The organism is Paenarthrobacter sp. PPS72, assembly GCF_048537125.1.
Taxonomy (GTDB): Bacteria; Actinomycetota; Actinomycetes; order Actinomycetales; family Micrococcaceae; genus Arthrobacter; species Arthrobacter nitroguajacolicus_E.
Map to the genome: position 1 here is coordinate 1 of NZ_JBLYIE010000054.1, position 20389 is coordinate 20389.

Sequence of the window (20389 nt, forward strand, 5' to 3'; positions counted from 1 at the left end):
GTACTTCTACTCGTCCCACTTGGGTGCCGATAGCCGTCGTTATGTAAGCTAATTTAGTTGAAGGTTCAACTAAACCATTTGCTGTGTCCACCCGCCTCTCCCTGGTCCACAGGAGTAAAGCGTTGCATCGGCGGTCAGGATAGCATCTGCTGCATGGACAAGGAACGCGAGCTGATCATTGCCGGACTGGACGCCGACGCCGATCGCCTGCAGGGCCTGAGCCTGGAAGACCTCGGCTACATTCCGGATCGCCGGAATCTGTCGGACGAGGACCTGGCCGGATTGGATTCCGAAACGCTGGACTGGATGGCCCGTATTCCGGCAGAGGACCGCCGGCGGAGTCTGGGCCGCGCCCGCCTGCTGGCCGGTGCCATCTGGCATGCCTCCGTGATTCTCATCGATGAGCTGTTTCAGGACATCCACACGCTGCAGGAAAAAGAGTCGATCACGCGCGAAGACATCACCGGGACCTGGGTTCTCTCGGGCCTGCCGCCGCAGTACGCGGAAAAGTACAACGGACTCTTTGCCCGGCGTTTCCTGGTCGTAGCCGCTGACATGACCATGAAACTGGCCGCCGGCTGGACGCCGCCGAGCTGCGTGGCCCAGGAGCTGGCCGTACGGTGCCTCCTGGACCAGGTCGAGATCACCGCAGACACCCACGACCTGGACCTTGACCCGGGCTGGCGGGGCATCCTCACCGACAGGATGCTCGAAGACACCGACAGCGACATGCTGTACGACAGATCGCTCGACGGTTTCCAGCACGATGAACGATTGAACCAGCAGCTCCGGCTCGCCCCCATGGCACTGGAGCACTGGTTCGAACCTTTCAACGATGAAAGGCACGTTGCCCCTTACGCCCGCTGATCCGCTCCCCCGGTCGGGATGCCTGGCCTGCGGGCTGTGTCACGCCGTGGAGGCTGCTATTGGTTCCGGGATGGGGAGGGGCTGCGCGTTAGCCTTCACACTCGCTGCAGTACGAGTGGCCGTTCTTTTCGCGCGCGAGCTGGGACCGGTGCCGGACCAGGAAACAGGAGTAACAGGTGAACTCGTCCTCGGCCTGGGGAATCACCTGAACGATCAGTTCCTCGGCGACAAACTCCCCGCCGGGGGGTCATGGCGTCATCCAGGGCGTCGGATTCGTCGAGGTCGCGGACGACGCTGCGGGCATCCGGGGCGTTGGCGGATTGCAGCGCCTCCAGGGAGCGGTCCTGGGATTCCTTGACGTCGGAACGTACTTCGTCGTAATCGGCTGCCACTGCGGTGATTCTCTTTTCTGGTGTTCTTCTCTGACGGAACTGCAACGCACACCATGGCCCCGGTATTCCCCGAGGGGAACCGGCCGGCCGCGCCCGGAGCCCGGCAATTTGTCCTGCCCCCTTGACCGGGGATGCGGACGGACAACGTGCCAAAGCGCCGTCCCCGAAGTACCCATTGCCGCCGCGGTCGTCAGTCTTCCGTGTCCTCGGTCCAGTCCAGGGCCGCGGTGAGCCGGCCGGCGTCGGGCAGTTCATTGCGGACCTCCGCCGGCAGGGCGTCGTAGGTATAGGATGCCACGGCCATGGGCGAGGTGGCCCGTCCCAGGCTGTAGCGGACGGTGTGCTCGTTCTTGCTGCCGCAGATCAGGATGCCGACAGTGTCGGCGTGGGCTTCGCGGCGGAGCCTGTCATCGACCAGGGCAATGTAGAAGTTCAGCTTCCCGGCGTATTCGGGCTGGAACTTGCCGGTCTTCAGCTCGATGACGTAGTAGCGGAGCTGCTCGACGTGGAAAAAGAGCAGGTCGAGGTAGAAGTCGTCGCCTCCGACGTCGAAGTGGACCTGCCGGCCGACGAACGCGAAACCCGGCCCCATTTCCCGCAGGGTGTCGGTGATGCGGTCCATGAGGGCCTGCTCAAGGTCACGTTCGGCGACCTCGCGGGACAGGCCCAGGAATTCGAAGTTGTAGGGGTCTTTGGCGACCTGCTGGGCCAGCTCGGAATCCTGCGCAGCAAGCTGCTGCGCAAAGTTCGATGGCGCGGCCCCGGTGCGTTCCAGGGTCTTGTTCATGATCATGTTCAGCAGCACGTTCCGGGACCAGCCGTACTCCACCGCTGCGGCGGCGTAGGAGTGGGTGGCGGCGGGACCGAGTTTTTTGTCCAGGAGGACCATGATGTGGCCCCAGGGCAATGGCGCAGCAGGCTGCTGCGCAATTGGTCCCTCGGCCCAAGTTCCGGCGAATGTCGTCATGTACTGGATGTTGCGGGCTGAGAGCCCCTTCATATCCGGAAACTCCTTACGAAGGTCCTCGGAGAGACGTCTGATGACCTGGCTCCCCCACCCCTGCTGCTCCTGCTGTACACGCACTGCCTGCCCGATGGACCAGTACAGCTCGATCAGCTGGGTGTTGACGGTCCGCAGTGCCTTGGTGCGTGTGGCCCGGACCCGGTCCTGGAGATCGCCGAGGAGGTCGGAGTAGCCGGTGGGGAGGGCGAGGTCGCGGGCGTCTGTCATGGGTTCGATCCTATCGATCAGACTCAGGCTCGCACGGCAGCTGCTGTGAAGCGGCAGCCCTAGCGGCTGGGACCGCTTTTTGATTTCTGCGCCCCCAGTGTGGCGCCGGAGCTGGTCTTCCGCGCCTTCGCTGGGCCTTTGCCGGGGGCGAGTGCTGCGCTGGGGTGCGTTCCTTCACCCCTGGCGGCTGCGAGCCTGCCCTTCACCTGTTCCTCGCTTGCGGTGCCGGCCAGGGACGCTGCGAAAGCTTGGTGATGGCCGGCGGAGCCATACTCCGCTGCGGCGGCGGTCTCGGCCTTTTCCCTTTGGTCGTTGGCCCGTGCGCTGTCGCCGCCGGTGACACGGTTTTCGAGCTCGCGCCCCATGCCTTCGATGCGGGCAAAGAGTTCGGCTTCGGTGCGGGCATAGCGTTGCTCCAGCGGCTGCTCCTGGGTGCCTGTAAAGCCGCCCTCCGCCAGGAGCTTCGCTTCATGCCAGTCCTTGGCGGCATCCACGAAGGCGGCGTCCTTGAAGTGGTCTTCGCCGGCCCCATTGAAATTCGCTGTGGTTTCTTCCCGCAGCTGGTCGATGGTGGGACCGTTTACACCGTCTTTGCCGATCAGGTACAGGCGTTCCTTCACGGCGGCATCGGCCGCTTCGATGGCTACCGGGGTCCTGGCATCCTGTGCTGCCTGCAACGTCTGGACCATGACCGGGTTGCTCAGATACTCGAAGGGAACGTCGTGCCGTGCGATTTCCGGCGCCAACTTCTCTGCCTTCATCCGGAGTTCTTCGACCTGGGCGGCCGCGATGAGAGCCATGCCCTTCCGGTGTTCGGCGGCCGCGGCGCGTCGGGCCTGCTCTGCGCTGATCGTTTCGATGCCCGATTCAAGGTATGCGGCGTCCGCGCCGACGTCGTGGGTGTCGATGCCGTACCGGGCAAGGACTTCCTGCCGGATTTTTTCCGAGGCTGCCAGGGCGGCCGGGTCGTGGTCCTTCCAGCTTGTCGCTACGGCGTGTGCCGTGGCGATGTCGTTGGGCTGTGCCTTGTCCCACCACTGATCCTTCTCCACCGGTGCCAGCGCCGCGTGGGCCGCGCTGCGTTCAGCGGCGAGGCGTGCCTGCGCTTCGTGCGCCACCTGGGCGTCCTGGTGTTCCTGCTGCCGCTGAGCTTCCTGCCGGCGTCGGGCCAAGGTCTCCGCAACACGTGAGGCGACCAGCAGCGACTGCCGCAGTCCGCCGTCCAGGACGTCATCCATTCCATCTGATTCACTCATGCTGTTCCCCTTGCAGTTGGTGGTGGTCTTTATCGATCGAGGCCCGGCCCTGAGTCGCGTCGGCCGGGCTGGTAGGTCCTGGCCGGCGTTGCCGGCGTGAGCGTCGTCGGCACCGCGGATCCCGGACGGATCGGCACCATGCCGCGCCGGGCAATGTCGATCGCCCGGGGCGGCGCTGCGGCCTCTGCAGAGGGCTGCTGTGCAGCCCCTACTGGTACAGCCTTCGGCATGGTTCCGGTGAACGGGGCCAGCTGGTTCTCCACCACTGAGCGGATGCGCTGCGCTTCGCGCGTCCGGCCGGACTGGGCGTGCATTTCATACACCGCAAAGGCGGTGTTGATCAGCTGCACCATGAGTGCAGTCTGTGCTGCAGTCTTACTCTTGCTCGACGCGGCCATGAACAACATCGCCGTCCCCGCAATGGACGGCAGCGCGACGGGTTTGCCGTGCTGCCGGGGAGCCCGCAGCTGGGCGGTGCGGGACAGTTCAGCGGCGGTGGCGGCCAGCGGCCCGGGCGTTGGCTCCAGCCGGTAAGACCAGGCCGCGAATGCCCCCGATACTTCCCGCGCTGCTTTCGCCCAGGTCGCGTGATCATCCCGCGGAATCGTGCGGAGCTGGTCCGCCAGTGCCGTGGCGTTCCGGGTGTACTGCACCCATGCTTCCGCCGGTGGCGTTGCGTTCTCGGGGCCGGTCCTGGAGACCGTGCGTTTGTTGCGGGCAGCGGCGTTCCATTCCGCCGCGGCCTCCGTTGCCAGATGCGGGGAGTCCGGCCATTCCTCGCGCAGGGCACCGAGCTTCAGGTCTGATGCGAGGGTGCCGCCGCCGAACCAGATCGGCCGCTCACCCTGTTTGGGGCGTTCGGCGACGGAGTACCCGACGATGACGTCCGTGGTGTTCTTCGCGTAGCGGGGCCGGACCAACAATCCGGTGTCACGGGCGCGGCGGACGAACTCCGCCTCGGTCGCCGAGGAGCTGGCGCTGGCGCGGACTTTCCGCGCCAGGGATGACCGGTGCATTTCGCGGTCATCACGGACCGCGGTGGCCTTCTCGGCCCGGTCATAACCACGGGTCGCGTGCACGGAGGAGAGCTCTTCGAGGCCGTACTTCGTTTCCAGTTCCCGGCAGGTCTGCTGCGCCCTTTTGTAGTCACCATGGGTGGAGGCCTTGGTCCCGTCCTCACGGACCAGGGACACGGCAAGGTGAACGTGGTGGTTGCCGTTCTCACTCGTGCCGTGGTTGACCGCAACCCACCGGCACTGCGCTTTCCCGCCGGCCCCGGTGAAGCCCATGGCGTCCACGAAGTCATTGGCGATATCGCCCCACTGCTGGTCCGTCAGGGCACCCTCCTCGGCGCGCAGGCTCAACGAGCAGTGCCACACATCGGCGGCCTTGTACCCGTTCGGTACGCGTTCCTTTCTGACGGGGTCCCAGCGGAAATCCTTCTGCAAGACCTCAACGCCGAAGGCCTTGCGGGGCTGGTCCAAGTGCCTCGCAATCGCGACCGCGTCGTCGCGGTCCAGGACCCCGTCGTCGTACCAGGCCATGATCGCCGCGTCCCCTGCCACCAGGTGCGGGTCGGTGTGGGAGTTCTTCGTCTTATCCGCATCGGTGGAGGCCAGGTACACCAGGAGACCTGACATCCGGGACCCGCGGGTAATGTTCGGCATCATGTCCTACATCAGCCCCTCAATCGTCCGGTCAATCCGCATCGCCACTTCGCGCACATACCCGAGAACTGCGCGTGCGTCCTGCGGGAATTCATCCCCCGCGTTGGCGTGCCGGGCGATCTGGTTCACGTTGTTCGACACTCGCGCCAACAACGTATGGATAGACATCAGTTCAGCCATCACGGCCTTACGCTCCGTCGGCGTCTCCGACCCCTCCGATAAAGCTGCGGTGATAAGCAGGTTCGGGACCGTGACCTTCTCCCGGACAGCACGGGCAACCAGGGCGGCTTCTTCCTCGACGGTGACCCACAAGTCACGGCGCTTCTTGGACCCGGCAGGCTTGTTCTCCCGGCGTCGCTTGGAAATCCGGGAACGCGGCGCACTCTCCTCAGACACGCACTCCCCCATCCCTTAACAGCCCAGCGCAGCGACCCCGAAACCCGGGGACCACACAAGCCAGTGTGCCAAGCAAACAACCACCGGGCCGTGAGCGACACGCCATTTACACCCGTGTAAACGTATAGCTTGCTCCGGACGGGTCGTGGTTTCTGCTTTGCCGCTCCTGTGCGCGGGGTGGGCATGAAAGATGCGGACGCTGCGCGCGGTGCTCGCTGGAAAACGACTGCGTCGTTCCGTTTCGGCTGGTCAGGCTACTGCCCGGTCCTTCCTTGGCAAGTCTGCACCGCCGGCTTTCGCGGCATATCCTCGCTCCGCTCCGGTATTCCACGCTCCGGCGCCTCCGACTGGCCAATTCCCTCACCGGCCCAGTGCTTTCGGGCGTGCCGAAAGGAACTTCGGCTGTGGGCAAGCGAAAGGTACAGTCATGGCTCTCATCTCACCGACCACTGTGAAACGCGAATACGGCATCCCTGTGGCGCGGCTGCGCCGCTGGCGCCGGCACGGCATCGGACCCGAATACTTCCAGCTCACACCGCGCAGCATCGGGTACTACACCGGCGACCTCGCCGACTGGCTGGCGGACCCGGCCAACGCGCACCTGCACGGGCTTCCCGGTCACGGACCCGGCTCCCGGTGCCGCCGGAACGTCCCGGCCGGAAGCTAGGGTTGGACCATGGCAAACCACGACATTGAATCCACCCGCAACCAGGCCCGCGCACTGCTGGACTCCCGCATCGAATCCGTCACCGACCTGGTCACCGCACGCCAGCGCGTGGCCGACCTGACAGAACAACTCACCAACGCCGAACGCCACGCCAACCGCGCCTACGTGCGCGCCACCAAAGACGGCTGGAGCGCCGAGGAACTCAAAAAACTCGGACTCGAACCCGCCGCGGCCGGCCGCCGCCGCAAGGCAGCCGCACGCACCACCGCAGCCACCACCGCCACCCCGCCCCACGGGGACCCCCTGGAAGCTTCCATCGAACAGGGGTAGCAGAAACCGGGACCGTTCCCCGGGGCCCATCACAGCCGTCCCCGTTCCGCCAGAAGACGGGGCCGGCTGTCTCAGCTCCGGACCACACCGCACGCCTCCCAGGACCCCCTGGACGCAGGAATGGCCGCCACGTTTCCGTGACGGCCAGTGCCTGCCCGGGGCTGCCTTTGCGTCCAGTCATCCGGCCCGTCCCGGGGCGTCCCGGGGCGTCCCGGGGTGTGATGCTCAGGCATTGGCAATGGTCGAAGCGGCGCCCGGCATGGCGTCCTTGTCCCGGCCCTCCAGCCCCGGAGGGTGCGCTGCCCGGAGCCGGTCAGTCGAGGTCCGGAGTGGCCGCGGCGGGCGCCTTGATGGCGTCCTGGTTGATACCCAGGTGGCGATCCCTGGACGCTGCTGGTGGGAACATGGCTGGTTAATATCGGCTGTCGGACAAACGCTGCCGGCGGAAGCTTCAGGGAACGGCCGCGCGGTCGTACTTTTAGTCCCCGTCCCCGCCGGGCGCGGCCTCCATGGTGCCGGCGGCGATACGGTCCTGCGTTTCTGTACATGCCCGTTCCAGGTACGCGACGGGGTCCTCGTCACTGACCCGCCACACACGCCGGCCACCGAGCTGTACACCGCGCAGATCCTGGGAGGCCAGCAGCGCGTAAATGGCCGGCATTCCCACGTTCAGGATCTCCTTCCCCCGGGCGGGCGTCAGCATCCGCGGGAACTGTACTCCGGGGCATTCCGGGTCCGGCACAACCGCTGCATCCTCACAGTCACGTGCCATGGCGGTCAGCCCTCAATCCGGTGCAGCAGTTCATCTTTCGTGCGCTGCCCGCGCCGCAGCCCGCCGGCCGGAACCGGCTCCCATGTCCGGCCGCCGTTGTGCTTGCGTTGCAGCCGCTTCACTTCCCGCAGGGTGGCCCGCACGATGAAGTCCGACACGCTCGCATCCCCTTCCAGGTGCCCCGCGGCCAGGAACGCGGCACGGACCTGCCCGGCTTCCTCCCCGGTGAAGTACGGGGTGAAGGCGGCGATCTTTTTAGGCACCGGACACCTCCCGGTCCGTGGTGTTAATCCGGCCGCCCGGGTTTGCGTCCAGACCGAACCAGGGGTCATCATCGGCGTACTCCCGCGCGCTGATGGCGAACCCGTCCGCCGGGTGAATGCCTCCATTTACCGCACTCTCCGGACCCGGGTCCGCACCGGAAGACCCTTCACTTTTAGTGAACCCCCGGGGGACGGCCGCGTAGCGGAGGGACAGGCCGATCTCGTCGACCTCGAGTTCGATCACAGTGCGCTTCTCCCCCGCCTTCGTCTCATACGACCGGGGCTTGAGCCGGCCGGTGGCGACGACGCGGCTGCCCTTGGCCAGGGAGGCGGCGGCGTACTCCGCCGCTTCGCGCCAGACCGTGGCACGCAGGAACAAAGTTTCACCGTCCTCCCACTCTTTGGAGGCCGGGTCGAACATGCCGGGCGTGGAGGCGATGGTGAAGTTCGCGACCGCGGATCCTCCCGGGGTGAAACGCAGTTCGGGGTCGTTGGTGAGGTTGCCGATGACGGTGATGCTGGTTTCGCCTGACATTGGTTTCGTTCCTTCTCTGCTGGTTTCGTTCTGGCGGTTCCGGTGGGGGTTTGTTCAGGCGTCGCGGACGCGGCCGGTGACTGCTTCGATGCTGATGATCTGATCGATCCTGGCCGGGTTCAGGCCGGACCAGTGGTTCTCGGTGCCGTCCTTGTCATAGATGACGACGGGGACCTGGGAGTAGCCGAGCTCTTCGGTGATGTACTCGAAGGCTGCCGGGTTGGTGGTGACATCCACTTCATGGAAGGCAATGCCGGCCTCTGCGAACTTCTGCTTGGTCTTGGTGCAGCCAAAGCATCCGGCGGGCTTGGTGTAGATGGTGAGAGTCATTTTCAGTCCTCGGTTTCGTATCACTCTTAGAACGTGTTGGGAAAGTTGTCGGTCTCTTACCGGTGACTGAACCGGGCGACGGGTCCAGCATTGGAATATGAAGGATGCTTCAACTCCGCGCCCCTATCCTTCGGATCTGACCGATGAACAGTGGGCGCTGATCGCGCCGATGGTCCCGGTCAAGACCGGGGGCCGGCCCGCGGTCCATCCACGCAGGCGGATCGTGGAGGCGATCCTGTACGTGGACCGGACCGGGTGCGCCTGGCGGATGATGCCCCATGACTTTCCGCCCTGGGACACCGTGTACTGGTACTTCAAACGCTGGAACGCAGACGGCACGACCGACCGGATCCACGACGCGCTGCGTGCTGCCGCCCGGGATGCGGCCGGGCGGGACCCGATGGCCTCGGCCGGGATCGTCGACGCCCAGTCGGTCAAGGGCGCCGACACCGTGGGCAAGGGATCGCGCGGGTACGACGCAGGCAAGAAGGTCAACGGCAGGAAGCGGCATGTGGTTGTCGACACCCTCGGCCTGCTGGTCGTCGTGCTGGTCACCGCGGCGAGCCTGCAGGACCGTGACGGCGGGCGCCTGGTCCTGGACAAGGCCCGGATGAAGATGCCCTCGATCGTGTTGGTGTGGGCCGACGGGGGCTACGCCGGCAGGTGTGTGGAATTGGCCCGCCGCCTGCTGCGGATCACCGTGCAGATCGTGAAGAAGCCCGAGGGCCAGCGCACCTTCGAGGTCCTGCCCCGGCGCTGGGTGGTGGAGCGGACCCTGTCCTGGCTGGTCCGCTGCCGCCGCCTGGGCCATGACTACGAACGGCTTCCCGCCCATGCCGAGGCGATGGTCAAGTGGGCCATGATCGGCCTGATGGCCCGGCGGCTGGCCCCGGCCTCCGGACGCCGCCCCTGGCAGCCAGGAACACCAAAATGAGCCCTTTCCCAACACGTTCTCAGTTAGGTTCGGCTGGCTGACTTGCTACTCCAATTCTAACAATCATTCAACTGAATGGATAGCTCTTTTGCCGGTGTTTTAGGGGTTTTTCCGCTGAATTTAGTGCGAATAGCGGGACGTCAGGCCGTCAGCAAAGTGGCGGTAGTGTCAGTTTCAGAAGTCGTCTGCACTGAATGTCAGGAGTCCTCTGCACTAAGCCACTGGGCGGCGGAGTGCCGGGCCGAAGTGACCTTTATGCAGGTGAGTATCGAGCAGAAGCGGCGTTAGTGCAGAGGAGTATCGAGCAGCCAGTGTTCAGAAGTCATCTGCACTACCCCGAAATCACGGGAAGTCAGTGCAGTCAGCTTCTGAAAATGACAGCTGGCGTGGTCATTCCGCAGGTACGTCCTGGCAGCAGACCCCGGGTGCTTTGGAGCCTGCAACGGGGCCTGATCACGAAAGTCCGCTCCGAATGTGGGAAGGGAGGTCGTCATCCCTTCTGAAGAAGACCCTCACGGGGACTCGCCAAGGCGCCGCGCGGCTCTGCACGCGAGAAGGACTTTGGCCGCGGAGGAGGGTCAGCCTTTCGAACTGAATAAGAAAGAGGGACGACCGCAGGTCGTCCCTCTTCTTTGTTGTGCCAGATCAAGCTGGTCCGGCTCCCGGCTTAGGAGGGCGATCTTCTGGGTTGGGCATCATCTTCTCAACAACCCAGCCTGCAAACACACCAGCCTCGATACCTAAAAGCCTCAACTCATTCTGGTCTGCCGAGGATCGGATTGGAGCTAGGGCGATTAGTAGACCCAGGCGGTGCGGCAGGCATGTCCTGACCCGAGAAGAGCTTTCGCTTTGGGTTCTCGGTTTTCTCGACTTCGGCAAACACTGCCATGTCTCGCACGTTTTTCTGAACGGTGATAGCTCCGAAGAGAGACATCAGCATGGCGAGACCGTAGAAGCCCTTCTCAGACAGAAGCATATCCGCATTCCAAAGACCGATGACCAGTAGCGAAAGTGACGCAATAACGGAGAACCATGCCACGCCGTAGTAGATATTCGTGACTGGGATATCCTCAGCTCGATCTCGAATCGTCTTTTGGATCGAGATTACCGCGAACAGTCCGAAGAGTAGGATCGTGAAGTAGTATCCCTTCTCGTTAAGCTCCATGCTCGTTGCGTTCCAAAGACCGATGAGGTAGGACGACACTCCAATGAGCAACGCAACCCAGCTAGCGCCGATGAATGCTCCAGTGGGCTTCTGCGGGACAAGTTTAGATTCAGCCATGTAATTTTCCTTTGGTTGGATCGAGCAGATTACTTATGTCTTCCGGCGTATTCAAGCGTCTGAATCGATGAACACCATTTTTCAATCGGTTTGACTAAACACTAGGCGAAAGAAAGTCCCACCCTCGACGAAGCGTTCTACACGGTGGAGACTGGTTGGCCGGGCGGGTCAGCGCAAGGCATCAGAGTTCCCGAGCCATTGCGCCAGCTTTGGTACGCAACGATCCTTCTCGGTCGGCAAAGTTAGGAACGAAAGCGTCCTGTTGCTGGTCTGCCACGGGGTGTTTCGCTCATCCATTGGAAGGTCGGCGCTGGTTGCCGGGTAGGCCCGCGCTGCGATCGATGCTTCAAACGTCGAGGAGTACGCATGCAGCTGGTAGAGGTCCTCACGGTCGACGCCACGCACGCCGCCGAGTCTCTTGTACTTTGCATGCGAGTCGTTTAGGAGGCGGGCCCCTCTCCGTCGGCATTCCCGAGTAGGGCTCGCGGGACCTCCTGTCGCTCATGGTTGTGTTCCTTCCACGTGGGTGGGGCGGCTTAGGTGACCGGCAGTTCCCTTCTCCCCCGACGCTTCTATGAAGCTTCTATATCTCGTCAACCCCCAATTTTGGAGGTTGGTGCGGTGTTGAGGTGTCGGTAGATGCTACGGGCGAGGTAGCGCTTGAGGATGCGGCGGATCTCACGGTCGGTCTTGCCTTCGGCGCGTCGGCGGTCGACGTAGGCGCGGGTGTCGGGGTCGTGGACCATTCGGACCATCGCGATGACATTCAACGCCCGGTTGAGTTGCCTGTCTCCGCCACGGTTCAGTCGGTGCCGTGTGGTGTTGCCCGAGGATGCGGGGATGGGGTTCACGCCGGCGATCGCGGCGAAGGCGGCCTCGCTGTTGATCCGGCCCGGGTGAGACCACGCGACGAGAGTCCTGGCTGCTGTGACAGGGCCGATACCGGTCTTCTGAAGCAGCCCGGCGGCCGGGCTGGCTTCGACGAGGTCGCTGATGCGCGCCATGTTCTGGTCGAGCTCGGCGTCCAGTTCCAGGACGCGCTTGGCCAGACGGATCGCCTCGGTGCGGGCGGTTGCGGTGGCGAGAGGTTCTTCCCGGGTGCGCCAGCGCGCGGCCTCGGCGATCGTACGGGCGCCGAGGGGCCGGCGGGCGTCAATGCCGAGGTCGGTGATGCGTAACAGGGCGGTGAGCGCGTTCACTGCTCGGGTGCGCTCCCCGGCGAGCTCGTCGCGGGCGGTCAGGAGGATCTGTGTGGCGGCACGCACGCCCTCATCCTGCCGCGGGATCCGCAGTTGATCACTTGGCAGGGACAGCACGGTGGCGGCGATGCGCTGAGCGTCGAGCGGGTCGGACTTGCCGACCCCGCGCCGGCCACCGCTCATGCGGGCGGCCTCGACGACACGGTAGCCGGTGTCGGTGACGTTGCGCGCCAGCTGCGCACCGTAGCTGTTGGCTCCCTCGATCACCCACAGTGCGTCGGCGACACCGCTGGTGCGGCGTCCGGCCCAGGAGATTGCGCGGGCACGGCCCGCCGCAGTGTTCGGGAACGTCTCGGTCCCGAGGTGCTGACCTGCCGCCGTGAGGACTGCGTAGGTGTGAGTTTTGGAGTGGGTATCCACGCCGATGACGAACGGATGAGTATGCGCGACAATGGTGCTCACAGCGTCCGGTTCCTTTCCTTGCACGGGCGATGATCCGGTCGCTGACGACCGGCGCCGACCCGGAAAGGGATCACTTCGGGGCATACCTGTGATGAGCCACGACCCCGCGAGGTCGGGCATGCTTCTGATCAAGCCACTGAGGTGGGCCGGGCAGGCGCCGGTCACCCCGTCGCAGCCGGACAGTTCATAGGCAAGGCACCCGCGGGGGGCCAGTTTTGTCATGAGTCACAACCACGGCGGAGCGACCAACGTCAACCCTGCCAGCCGGTCCCGGACCAGCCAAGTAAAGACTCACAGTCTGTCAAGCGGGTGGAAACGGGTGCGGGCGCGGACCACAATGTTTGCCGGTGAGCGGGGCGGTTTAGGTGATCGGCCAGCGTCTCCTCTCCCTCGTTGTTTTGGCTGCTGGCGAAGCTTGCGGAGCTGTGGCCGACGGAGGCCTGTCTACCCGTAAGGGCAAGGGCGGGAAATTCCCGAAGGAAATCAGCGACGAATTAGGAGGGGCTGGACGGGCCGGAGCGGACACGTACAATCCGTCAGGACAGCAGCCAAAAAACGTCGTAGACACAACAGGTCCGGGCAAGGCGGAGCTCTGCGACGTCGGGGCCGGGCCCAACAGCCGGCCGCGCCAGCGGACGCCCGATCCTGTGAGCCCTGCGAACCATTCATCAGCACCCCACGGAATCCCCCAGGTTCGTCCGGGTTGCCGGCCGTCCAGGACTGCCTGGCATCCTGGGGACACCGGGTAAGCCCGGGCAATCTGGCAGCTGGTCAACGCACGATTGGAACAGCTGGATGCCAAGCAAGTAGCAGTTGCGTTGACTCGCCCTTCGGCCCCAGATACTACGACCAAGGGCCGGTCAACTCCCTCAGATCTCTTCGTCCCATTTCCTTAGAACTGGGATAGGGGCCGGCCTGACCTAGCGAACCCACATCGGCACATCCCGGAGTTGCCGCTGAATCGTTGGAGTCCGAAGACTCCTATGCAATCGCTATCCGAACGGCGGAACAGGCGCGTCGGGTTACGGGCATCAGAGTTCGTCAGACAGTTCCGAAAATTGCTTCAATACAGCCTTGCAGGGCGGCTGCTGCGACTATTAGACCACCGAGACCCAAGAGGCCAAACCCTAGGTCTTCGAAGGCTTCGACTGACTTCTGAATTGCGGCCGCCTCGCTCTTTTCTGCCTTCAAGCGTTCGCGCTCCGCTTTTCTCGCCGCGGATGAGGGCCGCTTCACCCAGCCAACCATGGCAGTTATGGGGCGGGAGCCCCACGGGGATTTTAATGCAGGAGCCTTGTCTGGGTTGGCTTCCTTGGCGTCCTCAACTGCCCTGGCAGCGTTTTGCTGAAAAAAGCGAATCCCGACCATCAGCATGCCTCCAACTCCTACGAACATCGCTCCCACGAAGTTCGCTATAGGTGGCTGGGCCATAACCGCAAAGACGACGAAGGTCAAAACAGAAATCGAGATCAAGGCCACGAAGCCTTTCCGGTTCTCTTTAGTCTGATTAGTCTGAGTTGAGGTACGAACTGGTGTCATGTCCAGAATCATTCCTCATTCCCCTTACTCCCCCCTAGCCGGCCATCAACTGCGTGGATTGTGGGCGGCATGAGAGGTACTACAAAAATGTCTCACTTCCTTAGAACCGGGACACCCCGGGTGGGACACTCCCCCTCGCATCTGAATACGCAGAACGGCGCGTAATCTGATTGTCCCGGAATTCAATCCACAATGGTCGCCATATTCAACCGTAACGACAGCGAATTTAGGTACGGTGCATCAATGGATATCGGGTATGCGAGGGTTTCAACGCCTAAACAGGACGTGGCGCGGCAGCTGGACGCCCTGGCGGCCGCCGGCATTGACAGTGAGCATGTCTACGTAGACAAGAAGTCCGGGGCCACCAGGGACCGTCCAGGGCTGCATGAAGCGCTGCGCCAGGCGCGCCCAGGAGATGTGATTGTCGTTCACACCCTCGACCGGTTAGGCCGGACGGTCCGGGACACGCTAAATCTGGTTCACGAATTAAAGGAACGTGGCGTCGGGATCCGGACACTGGCCGATCCTCTCCGAATCGACACATCGACTCCGGACAGTCCGATGGCGCAGCTGGCCGTCGTCATGCTGGCCCTCTTCGCAGAAATGGAACGCACCTACGCCGCTGAACGGGCCTCCCATGCCCGGGCGGTAGCTGCCGCCCATGGCCGTCACACCGGACGTCCTTCCGTTGTGGATCCTGACAAGCTCGAACATGCCTTGATGCTCCGGGACAAGGGCGTGCCCATCCGCGAAATAGTCACCAAGACTGGACTGGCGCGCACAACCCTCTATCGGCATCTCCCGCCAAGGTGAACTCACAGCGGCCAGTTCTGACCGACCTCTACAGCCCCATCATCTTGGACAGGGCATTTGTCCCAAGTCCTATGATGACGGTGCCGAGAAGTCCGGCGACCCATCCAAGCCAGGTCTTTATTTTTGGCTTGCCGTCCTTCATCAGTTCAAATCTGGGGATGAACTTCTGCAGAACGGCAGCAGCAACGAACGATACAAGGACATTTAAAACGAGAACTATTGCCACTAAATCCCATGTGCTCTTGACATAGGGCAGCAGGAGCAACGCAATTACCACGGCGGTGGGTACCGCGATTAGCGTGTGCCCCCATCCACTACCAACGAGGCGTCCAAGCCAGCTGCTTTGCCGCTTCAGTTCAACTTTGAGTTGACCGGCGGCTGACGAAACCCAGTGAACAGGTCCTCCAAGTTCCGCCTGACTACCATACTTCCCGAGTTCCAGCCGCAGGAAGGTCCCACCTGAGTACTGCTGGCCAAAGGATAGTTCGATGCGCTTCACTTCCCGTTCGTCCAGATCTTCAATGAGGACGTCAGGGGAACCGGTCCGCCTTTCGTCCCAGGTCTTTAGGCTGACTGCCATCTCAAGATCCAGTTCCTTAACTGCGCGTTCGGCGGTGTAATGGCCGTCTTCTTCCAGCGACCCCAGAATGCGGGCCTCTTCCATAAGGGTCGTTGGATCAGCGAAACGACCGGGGTCCCCTCCATTTTTTGAAATATTGGTTGCGATAGCCGCAGCCAACGACTCCACTCTCGCCTCGTTGAGCTCACGAGTTTTTGCCCTGCTGGCCGTTAACTTTTCTAGCGCTTCTGCGGAAGCGGACGAGTGCAGGGACTTGACCAAAGTGACCAACCTCGCCAGATCCTTTTGGTTTCCCCACCACGTCGGCAGCTGTATTCGGGCCTTAGTGGTACTTGACTCGCCCACTTCTCTCCTCTGTTTACTCTGTTCCGGTCCCGGGTCCTGTGGTGTTCGACCACTCCCCCGGGTACTGCTATCTGGCTTGGGGGACGTACTTCCCCGTTAGCTATCCTTGAGCCTCCGGCCGCCGGGCAGTTTCTCTCCCCATGAGGGGTACATCTCGCCCTGGTTGTGTTCGGCTTCGCGGCGGCGGGTTTCTGCTTCGATGGCTTTAGCAACGAAATGTGCCCAGGTGTTATCTCCCTCGGCGTAGCTGGTCGCCTTGTACGCGGCCTTGGCGCGATTGCGCAGAGCGGTTGGGATGCTTACCGTCATGTTCTCAGTCGGGGAATCCTTTGGTTCTTCCCTCTTCGCCGGCGCCTCCTGGCGGCGCCCGGAGAGCATGCGCGCTAGTGGTGCATCTGTCGTGGGTGCTGCGGCGGGTCGCGGCGGCAAGCCCAGGGTGGGCCGGCCGGCGTTCTGCTCGGTGCTCATGCGCTAACCTCCTGGGACTCTGCAGCGGCTACCCGCCGCGTTACTTCCATGGCGACTGCATGCAGGTCCTCAGCAACGCTGGATGCAGACCTTGGCCCTGCATTCGTGGCTTTAGCTTCTCCGCGACGAATCTCCCACCATTTGGGTGCTTTGCTAAGTTCCCGTTCGAGCTCGTGCGCCAGTAGCCCGCGCTCCCGGCAGGCCTGGGCAGTTGCTTCTGCGTGTCGGATGGTCATTGGGAACAGCACTTCGTCGGTGCCGAAGTCGGCGATGAGGTGGTCGCGGGTGACTTTGTGGACCTGTTTTGAGTTGGTTCCGGTTCCCACCAGGACAACACCCAGGAGATCGAGTGCTGGGTTGAGTCCCACGACGCTGTCCATGCGTGCTGCCACCGCAGCGACGCCTTTGCGGCTGGACATGTCTGTCTTCAGCGGCACCAGTGCGTACCGTGCGGCCGCGACGGCTGATGCCTGGAGGGGCTCGTTTCCGGGCGGGCAGTCAAGGAGGACGAGGTCGTACTCCCCCGCGATGGTTGCGAGCATCTTTGCCAGGGCTAGGTGGGCTGCGTCGCGGTCCTTTTGGGCTTTGGCTCCGAGAAACGCTGCTGCATCATCGAGTTCGGGTCCGCCGGCAATGACGTCCAGGTTGGGTCGGATACTTGTGAGCAGGGACGGCTCTGCACCGAAGCAGAGAGCCGCTGCCAAGCTCCTGCCGCCGTCCCCCTTGTCGGAATAACCTAGGTCCTCCGCAAGGTTGCCCTGCGGGTCCAAATCCACGAGGAGTACGCGTGAGCCAGCCTCCGCGAGGAGTCCACCGACGTTGGCTACCAAGCTGGTCTTGAAGACCCCGCCTTTGCCGTTGATTACCGCGATTACCCTGCTGAGCGCGCCGCGGTCCAGATCGTGTTTCATCGAATCTTCCTTTCACAAGTGTTCCCAGCGTAACCAGGCGGCACTTGTTTCACTTGTGAAGCTGGCTTGCGTGTCTTTACTTTTTTCACAAGTCAAAAAAGTAAAGCTGTTATGGCAAGTTTTACTTCTAAAGCAAGTTTCAATTGCTTTGCTGTATACGCTTCATTCGCAAGCGAATGACCAACATGAGGAAACCCTGCAGGTAAGCGATTGAGCGCCGCCCTGCAGCTCTTCCGTCGCGCTGTCCCCCGCTGTCGGCCCCCGGTGGAGACCGGAGGATGAATCTCAAAAGCGGTCCACATTGGGCGTCAGTGCTTGCCGTTTTGCGGCAGCTTTCTCGGAGCCCCCGTCCTGTCGTCGTCCGCATATTCAGTGCGCCGGAGGTAACCGGAAAAATGCGTACAGGCAACCCGGGCATCGCTGCAGCCCCCGGTTCGTCGTCTATGCGGCGTTCCAGATCGCAGCATCCCCAGGAGGCAGCCAATACTCCTCCCGTTCCTGGTCGTACAGTGCACCTTCATCAACCTCAACGGTCCGGAAACGGTCCAGGTATGCGTGCCAGCGGGCGCGTTCGAACCGGTTACGGCTGATGTGGGCCTGGTAGTCCTCCAACACGCCCAGCCTTGCCGCCAGATTAGTCAGATTAACTGCCCTCCTCTTCCAGTGACCGTGGTCGCGGTAAACCATGCCCAGGGCCTCCATCTCGGTCAGCGCGGTCGATACGGCGTTGCGGCTGATGCTCGTAAAACGGACAATCTCCGCGGTGGTGGGGGAGTGCCTAGCTCGTTCGATGGATTCATAGACAAGGGCAGCCACGTCTCCCAGGCTTCGGAACACAGGTCGCACGGCATGGATGCGTCCTTTGCGCCACGTCAGCTCCCTCGCTAGTTGCTGATAGTGCCGAGGCAACTGAATGAGGTAGACGTCTGCTGTCTTGTGGCGAGCATCCGCGACTTTGGTGAGAATTCCATCGGAGGCCTGGGCCAGAACGGGAAGTAACCGGGCAATGGTGACATGGTGCTTTCCCAGCGCGACCGCAAGCGTACGACAACCGACATCGAGAAGATCCGTTTCTTTCGCCCTCATGTAACCCAGCAGGCCGCGGACCAGGAGGCGGAGGCCGAGTCCTTCGCGGCCCCTGGCTGCCAAGCGGTGGTCCAGGACGGCGTACAGGACATTTTCCAAGTCGTTTACGAGTTGGTGGATTGACGCGGAACTGCGGTTGAGTGCCCCCCCTGTGGGTTCAGTGGGGCTTGTGTTGTTAATAAGGGCATTGATTTTTCCGGGTTCACGGGACTTACGTTTTTGGGTGCTGCCGGCGTTGGTGAAGGCCTGGGCGTTGGCCCATTCGCTGGAAAGGAGTCGCGCCTGTTTGGCTTGCGTGCCGTAGAGGGCTGCCAGGCCCGGGAACTGGCCGGTGAGTTCGTTCCGTACCTCTTCCAGGGTCCATCCGCACGCAGCGAAGTGGTTCAGCACACCCATGCGGGCCTCCGAGGCGCTGGCGTACGTAGCCGTGTCGTAAAGGCCAGTGCGTGCAATCCGGCGCAGGGGGGTTTCGCTGCGGCCAGCGACGGGCAGCTGTCCAGCAGTGGTCCGTACTGTTGTTGCTGCTTTGGCTTGGCGTTTTTGGATGGCCTTGTTGCGGGCCAGCTCCGGGGCCAGTGCGGCGCGCAATGCTGCTATGGCACGCGCTGAGTTGCGGACGCGGAGGGTGGCGTAGGCCTGGGATAGGGGAGTAATGAGGGTTTGGTGGCCGCCAGCCTTGTGCCTTGAGCCCGGGACGCGGATGCAGCCGTCGGTGATGTTCTGGTGGGGGCTCGGGTCCAGGCTTGCGGCGAGAAGGCCGAGGGCTTCGACAAGCTCGCGGGCTTTGGCGGCGGTGAGGCGTTGTTGAAGGGGAATGTAGATGTGCCTGCCGCCGCTGGGGGAGAAGTCCTCCACGTAGCTGACGTTGGCTTCGTTCAGAAGCTTCCTGAGCCGGGCTGCGTCTGAGTCCACGACGCTCTTCAGTGCCTTGGATGTATCCAAGTCGATGCAGAGAGTGGCTACGGAACCGTCCGTACCGTGGATCATGACTGCTGCGGGGTGCTCGGGCAGAGACGTCGTAATGGTGGGCGGAGTTGCCGGCCGCGGGTATTGGAACCTGGTGCCCATCCATCGGCCTAGGCGGTAGGACGCTTGGCCGGCGATCAGGGGTGCAAGGATCCACGCCTGCTGAGGGCTAGGTTGGCCCGCGACACCCTTACGTGCGTGCGTTGACGCGGAATTGACTTCCGGTACCATAGACAGCAGTTACTCCTTCGGGGGAACGACAAAATCCACCCACTGGGTGGGTGTTGGACAAAAGTTCAGATCGACATCCCGCCAAGAACGAGATCTGAACTAAATACTTAACGAAGGCCCGCCATGTGCGGGCCTTCAGTTATTAACTGGCTTTCGGTATAGGCAATGTCTCCTGATTGCGCAGTTCTTCAAGGTCGATGGAATCTATATGCCTGGCAACCAGCGGTGTCAGGTAATCAACTGCGTTCGTGCCAAGAATTTCCATAATGGCCCGCAGCTTTTCGGCCCGCGCAAGATCGGGCTTGACCACAAACGTGTGCCGGGGCCCCTTGGAAGGGCGGCCTCCCTGAGCAAGCTTCTGAATTGCCATAGTGCTATCTAAGCGGTTTTGATAAACGAAACCCTGCACGTCGCCGCGGCGTGTCGCTCTTTTTGAAAGAGTCATCGCGTGGGGTGTGACTCGCCCAGCAAGCTCGTGACAGATTCCAGATTGCATGATTCCAATATGTCATGAAACCAAGAATTTTGGGATTTGGGACCCTTTGAGGGCTACTTCTTCCACGCTCTTCGGACTATGGCTTCCACGGACTCGCCGGCAGGATCAGTTGCAGGATTGGCAGCCATGGCATCCCGGAACAAGGTCCTGGTCGCTCTCAAAGACCGAAAGTAGCGTCCCTGGCGGTCGATACGCCACCGCGAGACTCCCAAGTAGGCGGCAGCTGCCCGCCGCTCCATGCCATCTGCCAGGCACACCTTCACTGCCTGGTAGATGACGCGATAGGCAGCCTCATGCTCCCGCGGTACTTCCGCTAAGACGCTTTTGACTGCTTCCTGCGCTTGTTGAGGGGTAGTCATGTCTCCCGGCCT

General features: G+C 62.7%; 23 protein-coding genes and 1 pseudogene. 5 read left to right on the forward strand and 19 right to left on the reverse strand.

Annotated features, from left to right (window positions below; genetic code table 11):
• The first annotated feature begins 153 nt into the window (after positions 1 to 153).
• Complete coding sequence (locus tag ACLRGI_RS19255; RefSeq protein WP_253033898.1) at positions 154 to 867, forward strand: hypothetical protein; 714 nt, start codon at positions 154 to 156, stop codon at positions 865 to 867.
• 88 nt (positions 868 to 955) lie between these two features.
• Here the strand turns inward: ACLRGI_RS19255 and ACLRGI_RS19260 are convergent.
• The 5 genes and pseudogenes from ACLRGI_RS19260 to ACLRGI_RS19280 all read right to left on the reverse strand — a co-directional run bounded on the left by ACLRGI_RS19260 (position 956) and on the right by ACLRGI_RS19280 (position 5809).
• Positions 956 to 1259, reverse strand: a pseudogene (locus ACLRGI_RS19260) (DUF4193 domain-containing protein).
• Between the two features lie 190 nt (positions 1260 to 1449).
• Positions 1450 to 2490, reverse strand: a complete 1041-nt coding sequence (locus ACLRGI_RS19265) for a PDDEXK nuclease domain-containing protein (protein ID WP_253033897.1) — start codon at positions 2488 to 2490, stop codon at positions 1450 to 1452.
• A gap of 59 nt (positions 2491 to 2549) precedes the next feature.
• Entirely contained in the window at positions 2550 to 3746 is a 1197-nt protein-coding gene (locus tag ACLRGI_RS19270) for a hypothetical protein (protein ID WP_253033896.1), read from the reverse strand.
• Between the two features lie 29 nt (positions 3747 to 3775).
• Positions 3776 to 5416, reverse strand: a complete 1641-nt coding sequence (locus ACLRGI_RS19275; protein ID WP_253033895.1) for a relaxase/mobilization nuclease domain-containing protein — start codon at positions 5414 to 5416, stop codon at positions 3776 to 3778.
• A 3-nt stretch (positions 5417 to 5419) separates the two neighbouring features.
• Positions 5420 to 5809 (reverse strand): MobC family plasmid mobilization relaxosome protein, encoded by a 390-nt coding sequence (locus tag ACLRGI_RS19280; protein WP_253033894.1) that lies wholly within the window; start codon positions 5807 to 5809, stop codon positions 5420 to 5422.
• A 427-nt stretch (positions 5810 to 6236) separates the two neighbouring features.
• Here ACLRGI_RS19280 and ACLRGI_RS19285 point away from each other — a divergent pair, with 427 nt between their 5' ends.
• A complete protein-coding gene (locus tag ACLRGI_RS19285; RefSeq protein WP_253033893.1) occupies positions 6237 to 6476 on the forward strand; it encodes a helix-turn-helix transcriptional regulator in 240 nt (79 codons plus the stop codon).
• Between the two features lie 9 nt (positions 6477 to 6485).
• Positions 6486 to 6806, forward strand: a complete 321-nt coding sequence (locus ACLRGI_RS19290) for a hypothetical protein (RefSeq protein WP_253033892.1) — start codon at positions 6486 to 6488, stop codon at positions 6804 to 6806.
• 478 nt (positions 6807 to 7284) lie between these two features.
• Here ACLRGI_RS19290 and ACLRGI_RS19295 read toward each other — a convergent pair whose 3' ends face one another.
• Genes ACLRGI_RS19295 through ACLRGI_RS19310 form a run of 4 tightly spaced genes read right to left on the reverse strand, consistent with a single transcriptional unit; the run spans position 7285 to position 8706 of the window.
• Entirely contained in the window at positions 7285 to 7578 is a 294-nt protein-coding gene (locus ACLRGI_RS19295; RefSeq protein WP_253033891.1) for a helix-turn-helix domain-containing protein, read from the reverse strand.
• Between the two features lie 5 nt (positions 7579 to 7583).
• On the reverse strand, positions 7584 to 7841 hold the full coding sequence (locus ACLRGI_RS19300) for a ParB family protein (protein ID WP_253033890.1): 258 nt from the start codon (positions 7839 to 7841) through the stop codon (positions 7584 to 7586).
• On the reverse strand, positions 7834 to 8376 hold the full coding sequence (ssb, locus tag ACLRGI_RS19305) for a single-stranded DNA-binding protein (protein WP_349472059.1): 543 nt from the start codon (positions 8374 to 8376) through the stop codon (positions 7834 to 7836). The genes ACLRGI_RS19300 and ssb overlap by 8 nt, the downstream gene beginning before the upstream one ends.
• Positions 8377 to 8430: 54 nt before the next feature.
• Positions 8431 to 8706 carry a glutaredoxin family protein gene (locus tag ACLRGI_RS19310; protein WP_253033889.1) on the reverse strand — a complete coding sequence of 92 codons (276 nt, stop codon included), beginning with the start codon at positions 8704 to 8706 and terminating at the stop codon, positions 8431 to 8433.
• A 97-nt stretch (positions 8707 to 8803) separates the two neighbouring features.
• Here ACLRGI_RS19310 and ACLRGI_RS19315 point away from each other — a divergent pair, with 97 nt between their 5' ends.
• Complete coding sequence (locus ACLRGI_RS19315; RefSeq protein ID WP_253033888.1) at positions 8804 to 9640, forward strand: IS5 family transposase; 837 nt, start codon at positions 8804 to 8806, stop codon at positions 9638 to 9640.
• Positions 9641 to 10394: 754 nt separating this feature from the next.
• Here the strand turns inward: ACLRGI_RS19315 and yiaA are convergent.
• The 4 genes from yiaA to ACLRGI_RS19335 all read right to left on the reverse strand — a co-directional run bounded on the left by yiaA (position 10395) and on the right by ACLRGI_RS19335 (position 14134).
• Positions 10395 to 10922, reverse strand: a complete 528-nt coding sequence (yiaA, locus tag ACLRGI_RS19320) for an inner membrane protein YiaA (protein ID WP_253033887.1) — start codon at positions 10920 to 10922, stop codon at positions 10395 to 10397.
• Positions 10923 to 11090: 168 nt separating this feature from the next.
• Positions 11091 to 11327, reverse strand: a complete 237-nt coding sequence (locus ACLRGI_RS19325) for a hypothetical protein (protein ID WP_419203151.1) — start codon at positions 11325 to 11327, stop codon at positions 11091 to 11093.
• A 188-nt stretch (positions 11328 to 11515) separates the two neighbouring features.
• Positions 11516 to 12805 carry an IS110 family RNA-guided transposase gene (locus tag ACLRGI_RS19330; protein ID WP_419203152.1) on the reverse strand — a complete coding sequence of 430 codons (1290 nt, stop codon included), beginning with the start codon at positions 12803 to 12805 and terminating at the stop codon, positions 11516 to 11518.
• Positions 12806 to 13624: 819 nt separating this feature from the next.
• Positions 13625 to 14134: a hypothetical protein gene (locus ACLRGI_RS19335; protein ID WP_253033885.1), complete on the reverse strand. Its 510-nt coding sequence runs from the start codon at positions 14132 to 14134 to the stop codon at positions 13625 to 13627.
• Positions 14135 to 14365: 231 nt separating this feature from the next.
• Between ACLRGI_RS19335 and ACLRGI_RS19340 the strand changes: the two genes are divergently transcribed.
• Positions 14366 to 14935 (forward strand): recombinase family protein, encoded by a 570-nt coding sequence (locus tag ACLRGI_RS19340; RefSeq protein WP_253033884.1) that lies wholly within the window; start codon positions 14366 to 14368, stop codon positions 14933 to 14935.
• A gap of 28 nt (positions 14936 to 14963) precedes the next feature.
• Here the strand turns inward: ACLRGI_RS19340 and ACLRGI_RS19345 are convergent, their stop codons facing one another.
• The 6 genes from ACLRGI_RS19345 to ACLRGI_RS19370 form a co-directional block, all read right to left on the reverse strand.
• On the reverse strand, positions 14964 to 15785 hold the full coding sequence (locus tag ACLRGI_RS19345) for a hypothetical protein (RefSeq protein ID WP_253033883.1): 822 nt from the start codon (positions 15783 to 15785) through the stop codon (positions 14964 to 14966).
• Positions 15786 to 15956: 171 nt separating this feature from the next.
• Positions 15957 to 16328 carry a ParB family protein gene (locus tag ACLRGI_RS19350; protein WP_253033911.1) on the reverse strand — a complete coding sequence of 124 codons (372 nt, stop codon included), beginning with the start codon at positions 16326 to 16328 and terminating at the stop codon, positions 15957 to 15959.
• Positions 16325 to 17239, reverse strand: a complete 915-nt coding sequence (locus ACLRGI_RS19355; protein WP_253033881.1) for a ParA family protein — start codon at positions 17237 to 17239, stop codon at positions 16325 to 16327. Before ACLRGI_RS19355 ends, ACLRGI_RS19350 begins: the two co-directional genes overlap by 4 nt.
• Positions 17240 to 17680: 441 nt before the next feature.
• Positions 17681 to 19522: a hypothetical protein gene (locus tag ACLRGI_RS19360; RefSeq protein ID WP_419203155.1), complete on the reverse strand. Its 1842-nt coding sequence runs from the start codon at positions 19520 to 19522 to the stop codon at positions 17681 to 17683.
• Positions 19523 to 19664: 142 nt separating this feature from the next.
• The gene (locus ACLRGI_RS19365) at positions 19665 to 19967 is read right to left on the reverse strand and encodes a hypothetical protein (RefSeq protein WP_253033878.1); all 303 of its coding nucleotides are present in this window, start codon (positions 19965 to 19967) and stop codon (positions 19665 to 19667) included.
• A 104-nt stretch (positions 19968 to 20071) separates the two neighbouring features.
• The gene (locus ACLRGI_RS19370; protein WP_349472055.1) at positions 20072 to 20377 is read right to left on the reverse strand and encodes a hypothetical protein; all 306 of its coding nucleotides are present in this window, start codon (positions 20375 to 20377) and stop codon (positions 20072 to 20074) included.
• Positions 20378 to 20389 lie beyond the last annotated feature (12 nt).

Excerpts from the sequence above, each read along its gene's own strand:
- ACLRGI_RS19315 (WP_253033888.1), top strand. The coding sequence starts at position 8,804 with ATGAAGGATGCTTCAACTCCGCGCCCCTATCCTTCGGATCTGACCGAT.
- ACLRGI_RS19360 (WP_419203155.1), bottom strand. The coding sequence starts at position 19,522 with ATGGTACCGGAAGTCAATTCCGCGTCAACGCACGCACGTAAGGGTGTC.
- ACLRGI_RS19295 (WP_253033891.1), bottom strand. The coding sequence starts at position 7,578 with ATGGCACGTGACTGTGAGGATGCAGCGGTTGTGCCGGACCCGGAATGC.
- ACLRGI_RS19335 (WP_253033885.1), bottom strand. The coding sequence starts at position 14,134 with ATGATTCTGGACATGACACCAGTTCGTACCTCAACTCAGACTAATCAG.
- ACLRGI_RS19265 (WP_253033897.1), bottom strand. The coding sequence starts at position 2,490 with ATGACAGACGCCCGCGACCTCGCCCTCCCCACCGGCTACTCCGACCTC.
- ACLRGI_RS19365 (WP_253033878.1), bottom strand. The coding sequence starts at position 19,967 with ATGACTCTTTCAAAAAGAGCGACACGCCGCGGCGACGTGCAGGGTTTC.
- ACLRGI_RS19310 (WP_253033889.1), bottom strand. The coding sequence starts at position 8,706 with ATGACTCTCACCATCTACACCAAGCCCGCCGGATGCTTTGGCTGCACC.
- ssb (WP_349472059.1), bottom strand. The coding sequence starts at position 8,376 with ATGTCAGGCGAAACCAGCATCACCGTCATCGGCAACCTCACCAACGAC.
- ACLRGI_RS19255 (WP_253033898.1), top strand. The coding sequence starts at position 154 with ATGGACAAGGAACGCGAGCTGATCATTGCCGGACTGGACGCCGACGCC.
- ACLRGI_RS19290 (WP_253033892.1), top strand. The coding sequence starts at position 6,486 with ATGGCAAACCACGACATTGAATCCACCCGCAACCAGGCCCGCGCACTG.
- ACLRGI_RS19275 (WP_253033895.1), bottom strand. The coding sequence starts at position 5,416 with ATGATGCCGAACATTACCCGCGGGTCCCGGATGTCAGGTCTCCTGGTG.
- ACLRGI_RS19350 (WP_253033911.1), bottom strand. The coding sequence starts at position 16,328 with ATGAGCACCGAGCAGAACGCCGGCCGGCCCACCCTGGGCTTGCCGCCG.
- ACLRGI_RS19340 (WP_253033884.1), top strand. The coding sequence starts at position 14,366 with ATGGATATCGGGTATGCGAGGGTTTCAACGCCTAAACAGGACGTGGCG.
- ACLRGI_RS19330 (WP_419203152.1), bottom strand. The coding sequence starts at position 12,805 with ATGACAAAACTGGCCCCCCGCGGGTGCCTTGCCTATGAACTGTCCGGC.
- ACLRGI_RS19270 (WP_253033896.1), bottom strand. The coding sequence starts at position 3,746 with ATGAGTGAATCAGATGGAATGGATGACGTCCTGGACGGCGGACTGCGG.
- ACLRGI_RS19370 (WP_349472055.1), bottom strand. The coding sequence starts at position 20,377 with ATGACTACCCCTCAACAAGCGCAGGAAGCAGTCAAAAGCGTCTTAGCG.
- ACLRGI_RS19355 (WP_253033881.1), bottom strand. The coding sequence starts at position 17,239 with ATGAAACACGATCTGGACCGCGGCGCGCTCAGCAGGGTAATCGCGGTA.
- yiaA (WP_253033887.1), bottom strand. The coding sequence starts at position 10,922 with ATGGCTGAATCTAAACTTGTCCCGCAGAAGCCCACTGGAGCATTCATC.
- ACLRGI_RS19285 (WP_253033893.1), top strand. The coding sequence starts at position 6,237 with ATGGCTCTCATCTCACCGACCACTGTGAAACGCGAATACGGCATCCCT.